4 protein-coding genes are annotated in these 10,708 nt (G+C 44.0%); all 4 read right to left on the bottom strand.

Annotation, left to right across the window (positions count from 1 at the left end; genetic code table 11):
• The coding region (locus tag H8S17_RS15410; protein WP_243238106.1) for an ArdC family protein at positions 1-590 on the bottom strand (590 nt) is incomplete at its 3' end.
• A 137-nt stretch (positions 591-727) separates the two neighbouring features.
• A complete protein-coding gene (locus H8S17_RS15405; protein WP_330595817.1) occupies positions 728-9,214 on the bottom strand; it encodes a DUF3849 domain-containing protein in 8,487 nt (2,828 codons plus the stop codon).
• Positions 9,215-9,299: 85 nt separating this feature from the next.
• A complete protein-coding gene (locus H8S17_RS15400) occupies positions 9,300-9,596 on the bottom strand; it encodes a hypothetical protein (protein ID WP_147619554.1) in 297 nt (98 codons plus the stop codon).
• A 157-nt stretch (positions 9,597-9,753) separates the two neighbouring features.
• Positions 9,754-10,494: a hypothetical protein gene (locus H8S17_RS15395; RefSeq protein WP_186867836.1), complete on the bottom strand. Its 741-nt coding sequence runs from the start codon at positions 10,492-10,494 to the stop codon at positions 9,754-9,756.
• Between the last annotated feature and the right edge of the window lie 214 nt (positions 10,495-10,708).

The raw sequence follows: 10,708 nt of genomic DNA, 5'->3' as shown, positions 1-10,708 counted from the left end.
TCCTGTACCGCAATCCGCTTTGCTTCCCTGTCATAGTAGCCTTTGGAATCTCCGGCTATCTCCTCCAGTTCAATCGGTACTGGCGAAATAGCTTCTACCGCACGAATCATATCCTGATAGCCTTCCACATCTGAAAGAAGCTCCTTTGCTGTAAGTTCCGGTATCGGCTTTCCGTCCGTCTGAGATAGGTCAAAAACGGATACTGCCCGGAATGCCGGAATTGTTATCTCGACTTCCTCTTTCTGCGGATTTCCGTCTTTATCAAGTAAAAGTTCTTGTGTGACCGGATCAATCTTGTCCCTCTCCTCTTTGATTTTATAGGGTGCAGGTGCAAGGATACGGATTGCCTTTTCCCCTTTATTTACATGACGCTCAAAATTTTTCTGCCAAACCTTGTATCCGGCCACTAACGTAGCGTCAGGCTTTTGCATCGCAATTAAGAGCGTGTTGTTAAAACTGTAATTATGAAATTTTGACATTGTACTAAGATAATTGCGGTAACTATCGCTGTTGAATAAGTCCTGCAATCCCTGCTCCAGTTTGTTCGTAAGCTCCTGCACACGCTGTTTTTCTGTATTGTTGTCTGCCATAAACGACCTCCATCTTGTACGATAAAAGGCAGCCACTACGGACTGCCCTTACATAAACTGCTATAACACTTTTTAATATTCCCAACCCAAATAATGCTGACAGGTTGGGAATAAACTTAGGAATAAAATAGATTTTCCTATAAAATTTCTTCTTTTTTCTTTGTCTTATCCGCTGCATCCCTTCCTGCAGGTGTCCCAGACACCCTTGCCTTCATTGCTGCGAGTTTTTCTTGCAATGAAGTCCGTTCTGCCGGTCGGTCTGACAGCTTACCACCCACAGCCGTTTTCCCAAGATTACTCTGCTTTGCTGGCATATCTGCGACCTCGTCCCTTTTGTTATCCACTGTTTTCACAGTTTCCTGTGGTTTTTCCGGTTCTGCGGCTTCATCATCCATACCAATCGCATCATCGCCCTTTTCATCCATGTTGAGTAAAGAATTAAGCTCTGCCAGACGCTCCAGTTTCTCGGCAAGTTCTGCTTCCTGTGGAAATGGCTTGTCTACCTCTGCTTTTGCTGTTTCAAGCTGATGTTTCACATTGGATAGCTTCATCTGTGCTTCCTCAAGCTGTGAAGGCATGGCTTCCAGTACATTGTTGATTCTTGTGATATTTCCAAGCGGATCAGAGCCTACTTCCATCGGGTGGCTCATGGCACCTTTGACATTCATCACAAACTTATTGTTAAAAGAATCAAAGGTTACATTCAACTTAAATCCAAGATATTCCCCTACATCCGCACTGGCATTGATGCCTTTGATTTCCTTACACATGGCTATGATCGCAGTTCCAGCTTCCTTCTTATCGGTGTATGGCTTTCCGCCCACCTGCATAAAGAACTGCTCCTTATCCTCCGGCTTATTTTTCGCATATTTTTCCATATCGGCAGTAAAGCCTTCGATACGCTCCTTAAAAACAGCGATCTGGTGCGGATAATGCTGTGTGATGTTATCCTCCAGCCTGTACTTCTGACTGGTATGGTTTGCCTTCATCAGTTTCAGCTTTGATACCTGAATATCGAGATCCATTTTTTCTTTTATATAGGGATTGCCTGTGGCAAGTGCCTTGACCTCTGCATAGGAAAGTGCCGCTTCATCCACATCCTCACAGCTTCGCACCGGGGATTTACTGGTCATGATCTGTCCGATGAATTTCTGCTTATTCTCAATGAGCTGCCATGAGTAACTATCAAACGTACCTTCCGTAACATAACGAAATATCTTGACCTTATCATTCTGGTTGCCCTGTCGTAAGATTCTTCCCTCCTGCTGTTCAATATCAGAAGGTCTCCAAGGCACATCCAGATGATGCAATGCAATCAGTCTGTCCTGCACATTCGTACCGGCTCCCATTTTGGCGGTGGAACCTAATAAAAAACGAACCTGTCCGCTTCTTACCTTTGCAAACAGCTCCGCTTTTCTAAGTTCTGTATTGGCATCATGGATAAATGCTATCTCATTCTCCGGCACTCCTTTTTCCATGAGCTTATTTTTTATATCCTCATACACATTGAAAGTGCCATCGCCTTTCGGTGTAGAAAGATCACAGAAAATCAACTGTGCTGACTTCTGCTCTTTGGTGTTCTCCCATATCTCATAGGCTTTCTCCACACAGGTTGCCGCTTTGGAATTTTCCTCATCCGGCAGCATATCATTGAGTAATCTCTGATCAAGCGCCAGCTTTCTTCCGTCATTGGTAATCTTTAGCATGTTGTCCTCGTAAGGCTGTACCTGCCTGTCCCGGACTGCTTCGGCACGTTCCGCTAGGGACGCTACCATGTCTTTCTGGAACTCGCTCGGCTTTAGAACCACATTTTCATACTCCGCTTCCGGCACTGGAAGTTTCAGCATATCCGGTGTCTGAATGTCGGCACTTTCCTTGAAAAGACTGATCAGTTCCGGTAAATTAAAGAATTTTGCAAACCTCGTCTTTGCCCGGTATCCGGTTCCTTCCGGTGCAAGCTCTATGGCGGTCTGTGTTTCTCCAAAAGAAGCCGCCCATGCGTCAAAATGTCCCAGTCCCAGCTTTTGGAGCGTTCCATACTGAAGATAACGCATATTCGTGTAAAGCTCCGTCATGCTGTTGGAAATTGGCGTTCCGGTCGCAAAAGTTACACCCTTGCCGCCCGTGATTTCATCAAGATACTGGCACTTGGCAAACATATCAGATGACTTCTGTGCTTCTGTCTGTGCGATACCTGCCACATTCCTCATTTTCGTATAAAGGAACAGGTTCTTGTAATTGTGGCTCTCATCCACAAACAGCCTGTCTACCCCCAACTGCTCAAAGGTTACGACATTATCTTTCCGGCTCTGGTCATTTAATTTATCAAGACGCACCTGCAATGCTTTTCTTGATTTTTCCATCTGCTTAATGGTATAACGCTCCCCATTATCTTTTTTCGCCTGTTCAATGGCAAGCTCGATCTCATCAATCTGTCTTTCGATTGTAGCTGCCTGTCTCTCCTGCGATAATGGGATTTTTTCAAACTGGCTATGTCCGATGATAACGGCATCATAATCGCCTGTGGCAATACGGGAACAGAACTTTTTACGGTTGGCAGGTTCAAAATCCTTTTTCGTTGCTGCAAGGATATTTGCTCCTGGATATAACCGTAAGAAATCACTTGCCCACTGCTCGGTCAAATGGTTCGGCACTACAAATAATGACTTCTGGCATAGTCCCAGACGCTTGCTTTCCATTGCCGCTGCTGTCATTTCAAAGGTCTTTCCGGCACCGACGCAATGCGCAAGCAGGGTATTATCTCCATACAGCACATGGGCAACCGCATTTTTCTGATGCGGCTTTAATTCAATATCCGGTGTCATGCCCGGAAATTTCAGATGCGAACCGTCATATTCTCTTGGTCTGGTGGAATTGAAAAGCTCATTATATTTTGCCACAAGTGTCTGCCTGCGTTCCGGATCACGGAATACCCAGTCCTTAAATGCCTCCCTTATTGCTTCCTGCTTCTGGCTTGCAATCATGGTTTCCTTTTTATTGAGGACTCTCTTTTCCTTTCCATCCTCCTCAATGGTGTCATATACTCTCGTATCTTTGAGGTTCAGGGAATCTTCCAGTATCTTATAGGCATTTACCCGGCTTGTACCGTATGTCATGTTGACAAGCGTATTGCCATAGTCCGCATTTTTGCCCTTTACATTCCACTCTCCGGTTACACCCGAAAACTGCACACCTATCGTATCCCTGCGGAATAAATGTTCCGGTGTCTGGAAGATGTCACGCATAAAATCATTGATATACTTTGGTTCAATCCATGTGGCACCAATACGTACCTCAATCTCCGATGCGTCCAGCTCCCTCGGCTGTACCTGAGTAAGAGCCTGCACATTTGGAGCATATTCCGGGTGATTTTCCGCATAAGTTGTTGCTATGGCAAGTTTCTCACGCACATTACCGCTTAGATACTGGTCTGCTGTCTCCCACACATCCGTAAGCGGATTCTGGAAAATGACACCACGAAGCTCCTCAGTAAGTGTATCCTTATCTTTTCCGGTAAGCTCTCCCATAAAATCAAGGTCAATTTTAGCTTTCTCTGCTAAAGATATTGCCAGCGCTTCACTTGCAGTATCCACGCTTGTGACAACCTCTGCCCTTTTAATGGTACGCTTCGTAAACATATCCGCTTTGCCTTTGAAATTGCCCTCATCATCAAGTTTTTCCAAAGAACACAACAGGCAATAACTGCTATCCTGATTAAAGGCTCTCTTATTCGTCTGTGAATTGATCAGACCATATTTCTTAGAGAAATTATCATACAGGCTATTAAGTTCTGCCTGCTTTTCCTTAATTGTTACATCGAAGTATTCCTCAAGCTGCATATTAATCAGTTCCTGCGTACAGTTACGGATTGCCACCATTCCCTTGATACGTTCTTTTGCGGTGTCTGATACTTCCACCGGCTTCATGACAGAGTTTTCACGGTAATATACCTCATTATCGACTACGGTATAACTGAAATTCTTAACGGACGGATCAGCCGGAATACTCTGCCTGCTCATGTCATCCGCAAGCTCCTCATCCAGATCAATCGTATCAATCTGTCCTGTAATATTTTCAAGTGCTTTTGCTAACTGCTCCGCAAAAGGTCTGCTGTCATCTGCCCCGCAGGTGCTTTCCATGCCATAAGGACCGGATACCATTTCCATCTTTCCTACAATCTGCTCCGGGTGTTCTGCAAAGTAAGCGTTCATTGCAATGCCATCTGCATCCTCTCCCAGATGTACCCAGTCCGGCTCACGCTCTACCATGCGGTCACGCTTCTGGAAAAATAAAATATCCGAAGTGACCTCGGTTCCTGCATTTGCCTTGAATGCGGTGTTCGGAAGTCTCACCGCACCAAGCAGGTCTGCTCTTTGTGCAAGGTATCTTCTGACCTCCGGACTTGCCTTATCCATGGTTCCCTTGCTTGTGATAAAAGCAACCACACCACAGGGACGCACTTTATCCAATGTCTTTGCAAAGAAATAATCATGGATCAGGAAATTGTTTTTATCATACTGCTTATCTGCCACCTTATACTGACCAAAAGGCACATTTCCGATTGCCACATCAAAGAAATCATTGGGATATTCAGTCTTTTCAAAACCTTTGATCTGCACATCTGCCTGCGGATAAAGCTGCCTTGCAATGCGTCCGGTAATGCTGTCAAGCTCCACTCCGTAAAGCCTGCTCTCTTTCATGGAATCCGGCATCATACCGAAAAAGTTGCCGATACCCATGGAAGGCTCCAGTACATTTCCTTTGGAAAATCCCATTTTCTCCAATGTTTCGTACATCTGGCGGATAATGACCGGACTTGTATAATGGGCATTTAAGGTACTCTCCCTTGCCATGCGGTACTCCTCCGGCGATAACAGCTCCTTTAACTGGTGATATTCTGCTGACCAGTTTGATTTGCTCTCGTCAAACGCATCGGCAAGACCGCCCCAGCCAACATACTGGGATAAAATCTGCTGTTCTTCGGGTGTTGCATAACGGTTCTCGCCCTCGATCTGCTCCAACAGCCTGATTGCTGCAACATTTCTCTGGAATTTTTCTTTTGGAGATCCTTCGCCCAAACGATCATCGCTGATATGAAAATTTACCGCACTACTCTTATCCGGTACTGGTTTATTTTCTTCCTGTGAAGGAAGAGTAACCGGTTCCCAGTCTCCGGTAAGCACCTGTGACAGCATTTCCTCTGTCTGTCGGTCTGCTTCACCATTCTCCAGACGCTCACGGGCAGCCTTCGTGTCTATGTTGTCCAGCTCATCTTCGGTCTGTTCCCTTTCATCAGTGAACTCCGTCTCTGCTTCCCTGCCACTTTCTGCAAGCTCATTCCCCCAGTCCATTGCTTCCTGCAAAGTCGAAAATGTCTCCAATGCCGGACGGGTGGTGTCTGCCGTATCATAAATAGCATATCCCTCCGCTTCCTTATCAATCCAAAGGAATACTCCCTCTGATAAGGTGGCACTCCACTGTGTCGGATTGCCATATTCATCATCTGCATCATGTACCACATGCCATGATAATTTCTGTGATTTCTCTTGTGAAAATTCTTGTTGTGGCTCAGTTTCATCCGGCTCTGCGATACCATCCGTCCCCTCAAAGCGTGAAAACACTTCTGCTTCATGCCTGTCAATATCTTCCTCTGCAATGGCATTGATATAATCGTCCTCTACCTCGCTGCGCTCCGGCTTATGGTCGTATTCAAAGGTTTTCCCATTGACCTGGGCATAATAAAAACTGCTGTCCTCAATGTCATTTCCAAGCAGATATTTCTCTTTTTCACTGCCCCACTGATCAACCGGAATACATTCATATCCATCAATCGTGACTGTTTCCTGTGCTTCTTTCTCTTTTTCCCGAAGCACATTGATATATCTTCTTGCCTGATTGGTAAAGCCATCCAACACCGCCGGGTGCGTACTTAAAATCAGATCATTGTTCTGCCACTCATTTTCCGCAACGATGCCCTTTGCCCAGTCCTTGTTGTTCTGTGAAAAACGACCATCATAATCAAAATGCGTAACCGTATTTGCAAGAACAAATTCCACACAGTCAATGCCATATTTATCTATGATCTCATCTGCGGTATTCCTCGGAAGTACAAAACCGTTGAATTTCTCGGCAATCAAGGCTTCGATGTCCTTCTTACATTCAAGTCGCTGTCCATGCTCCAGACGGGAAAGTTCTCGCTGTCTTGCTTTCTCTGCCTGTTCTTCCTTATAAGCCTTATAGTTTTCCTTCCCCTGTGGAGATAAGTATTTATCCTCTTTGATCAGCTCACGAAGCCTTTTTTCCACAACATTCCAGTTCAGAAGCACTTTTGCATACGGATTGCCATAACTGCCTTTCTCCAGACGGATACCTTTTCCATCATGTTCATTATGGGAATCATCATTGCCCGGCAGTCCGCCGGAACCACCACCAATGCCATATTCATTTTTCAGAAAAGCAACTGCTTCTTTCTGGTCATGTCCTTCCATGAAATACTCATAAATGCGGAAAGCTCCATGCTCATAGCCGCTTCCTCTGCCAAGTGCATAGTCAATTTCATCCTGCGTGATAAAATCTTCCTGTGCTACCTCCACCGCATCCGGCAATGGAAATTCCAGTCTCTCCCTGTCAAGGTCTGCTATCTCCGATAACAGATATTCCGGTGATTTCACATGCCGCCATTTTAATTCTGCTTCTCCAGAAACAAGGCGGTTTGCCGCATCTTCCAAAATATTTTTAAGCTGTTCCCTGCCCTCATGGGTAGAAAGAAGTTCCATGAGTTTTGCTTCACTCTCCGGATAGTTTCCGGCTTTTAATCCAAGTTCTTCAGGTGTCTCATCCATGCCATCCCGAAGGAAGAAAAATATCTGATTAGCAACACGGTTTCGTTCCTGTGTGTCCACAAGAAATGCTTCACTCGCACTCATATAAGTGCCATTCTCAATCATAGAGCGAATATGGCTCTCCACATCTTCCCAATCCATCGTGACAATCGGTGTTTCCCTTGCCTGTGTTCCATAGCCGACGCTCATACCATGCTCATCAAACCACACCGACACCGGATTTCCATTGATTTCAAAGCCTTTTCCGGTCTGTCCGTACTCATTTTTCAGAAAATCTACCATCTGCTCGGCATTTCTGCCCTCGGTATACTTTGCAAAAATTCGCTTTCTGCTGTGCTGTTTTCCTCCTCCACTGCGAAGAATGGTTTCAAGCTCATTCTGCGGCAAAGAAAAAGCAGCGGGCATGGTATATTTCATACTTGCTTCCGCTGCTGCGACTGTTCCGACCTGCTCCTCAAAAGAAGGAAACAGGCTAAGTTGTGTAAATGTGGGTTCCGGTGTGTCTCCCCGGAGCGGTGTATCTGTTACAGGCTGTAAACCAGCTCGCTCAATACCACTTCCTCGGCTCTGCTCTGAATGTTGTTCATCTTTGCTACCCAGAGCATCTGATCGGCTTCCTTGAGCTGTTCGGTCACTCCCTCTGTTGCCGCCATCTGGCTTATCAGCTTCTCCATTCTCTCCTCTGCCTGCTTCTGGATCGTCAGCAGGTGTTCTTTCAATGTCCCTTTCAGAAGAAACGCTGAGTACACGCCCCTGTGGTTCTCCTTCAGATAAGTCTCCCTCATCATTCCGTACTTCGTTACCGTTCCCTCCGGCTGAATGTCCGCCTGTAATATCGGGATCAGATAATCCCCGTTCTTTTCGTATGTCAGATTCATTGCTATTGCCCCTTTCTACGCTATTTTGATTGTTGTCAATATATTCCTCATGTCCGCTCTCGCTTTCACGCTTTAACGCATTGTAGTCTATTTTAGAAATATTTGCAAGTCCTTTCTGCGTTAAATTTTGCGATTGTTCCTGTTCGTGGCTCCTGTTATATGCCCTTATGGTTCTTCCAATCTCTAAAAGTACCGGTTTTGCAAGCTCATTGGCTGCATCACCAAGTACTGCAAGGGTATCCATGGAATTAAATTCGTGAATAAAATCAAAAGCAAACTCCGAACCATACTCCTGCATATCTGCACCGCAGGCAGATAAAAGTGTAAAGGAAATGCTGTCCGATAATGTCTCCCTCAAGCGGATACCGACATTCTGCTCGTCCAGTCCCTCTAAAAAACTGTCCTCGATCATGTACTGCAGATCCGGCAGCAATTCCTCATAATAATCTGCCGCAATCCTCTCAGCTATCTCCATAAGTCTTTCTTCAAACAGCTTCTTATCATCGGTAGCACCATAAGTCTGCTCCAGACACTTAATTACATCTTCCTTATGTTCCCCATGTAATTCCCAGAGTTCCGGATACCGTCCGATTCTTCTTGCCGCATGGACATCTGAAACATCAAATACATATTTCAGACGCTTGCCATGTGCTTCGTCCTCGTCCAGAAGTGCAATACCCTTTGCCCCTTTGTTTACCCAGCAGTGCATCCGCTCATTCCACAGTTCTATGGAAGCACACGCTGTTGCGTCCGGTCTTTGTGCATAGATCAAAAGCTGTTCCCGGAACGGATACTTATACAGCCTTGCCGCTGTAGTCAGGTATTTCATCCATTCCTCACGATTTTTGACAACCTCGGCTGCTGTCTCTTTTGCCAGAGCCGATATAAAATCATATTTTCTCACACAGTTCTCCTTCCTGTCATAGATACGACAAAAAGGCAGCCACATACACTACATGACTGCCTTTCCCTTACTTCCCGTTACATTCCTATTCTGTTGTACCAAAGCTGAAAGTCTTACTCTCAGCCGCTTTCTTAGGCGTAAATCTCGCCTTAACTTCCGCAACCCTCCCCTCTAATGCCTGAAACATAGCATCTACCTGTTCCTGTGTATATTCGTAGGAACCTCGATTTGCAAGATTCTCCAGTCTGCCAATAGCATCCACCGCCTTATTCATGCGGTACTCACCAATACGGATAAACTTCTCCGCCTTTGTCTCATTTTCCTTTGCCGCAGGCTCACCCTGCATTTCCTCTGCTGTCATTGTTACATTTGTTTCTTCCATGTGTTTTCCTCCATTTTTTGATAAAAAATTAGAGCGTACAGGTTTTCCCATACGCTCTGACGCTGTGTTGTTATTAAATTGTATGTGGTATAATGTCGTACCGCTAAATTAAATTTCTCGACATCCACAAATAGAGAATTGTCTATTACATTTCCCATTATAGTTGATTTTCTAATTCGTCGAGAATGAATTTTTGTGAAATAGATGAAATCATTTCTACAACTTCCATAACAAAGTTCCTCATAAATTCTCTATAACAAATCACAATTTCACCCTTATATAACACTATGAATAACTTCTCTTTATTGCTACCTTCTTTATACTCATCATACTCAAGTTTAATATTAGTTTGATGTACGATTTGATCTCTTAATGATCTTCCTCTCTCGCTACCACAGAGTAAACGAAAAGCATGTGTATCAAGTTTATCTATTTCACAAAGATATGATTTTAAATAAATAAATTTATCATTTTCATCCTTCAATATTTTCTTTGTGAATTTATTGAAACTATCATTTCTTTCATGAAAAGCCATACAATGAAAAATAGTAGCTACTACATCTAATGCATTTCTTGCAAAAAGGATTGTACTTTCAGTATGATAAAGCAATGTTGTTTCATCATCTCCAAAAAGGCAAGGCATTTCCATGTTCTGTGAGACTTCAAATTCATTTAAATTTTCAATAGCACATTTTTCTGCAAACAACATCATTTTGATTTTCTGATGACATATTACTGCTTTCTCTTTTAAATTGATTTTAGTTTCTGTATCTATACTGGTATTATGTTCAATAAGGTTAAATAGATCATAACCTATTTGTATTTTTGGTATGATATCACCATAGTCCGATGTCAACTTCAAATCAAGTGATACAAGTTCATTTCTGTCTAACCACATTAAGTATTTCTCCTTAACTTTACAAATTCCGATATTTTCCCAACTATACCACAATCACAGCTACATTTCTACCCTCGCTTTCCTGCCTTTTGAGAAAATTCCATCTTAAACTTATACTGGAATCCCTTGATTTCTTTACCATCTTTCGTATAGGAAAATTCCTGTACACTCTCTGGAATCAGGTACGCATCATAGCTACCCTTCTTGCCTTTTA

Origin of the sequence: Roseburia zhanii, from assembly GCF_014287635.1 — a bacterium.
GTDB classification, from domain to species: domain Bacteria; phylum Bacillota; class Clostridia; order Lachnospirales; family Lachnospiraceae; genus Roseburia_B; species Roseburia_B zhanii.
Note: the sequence above shows the minus strand (reverse complement) of the source record. Positions and strands in the feature narration are given on the sequence as shown.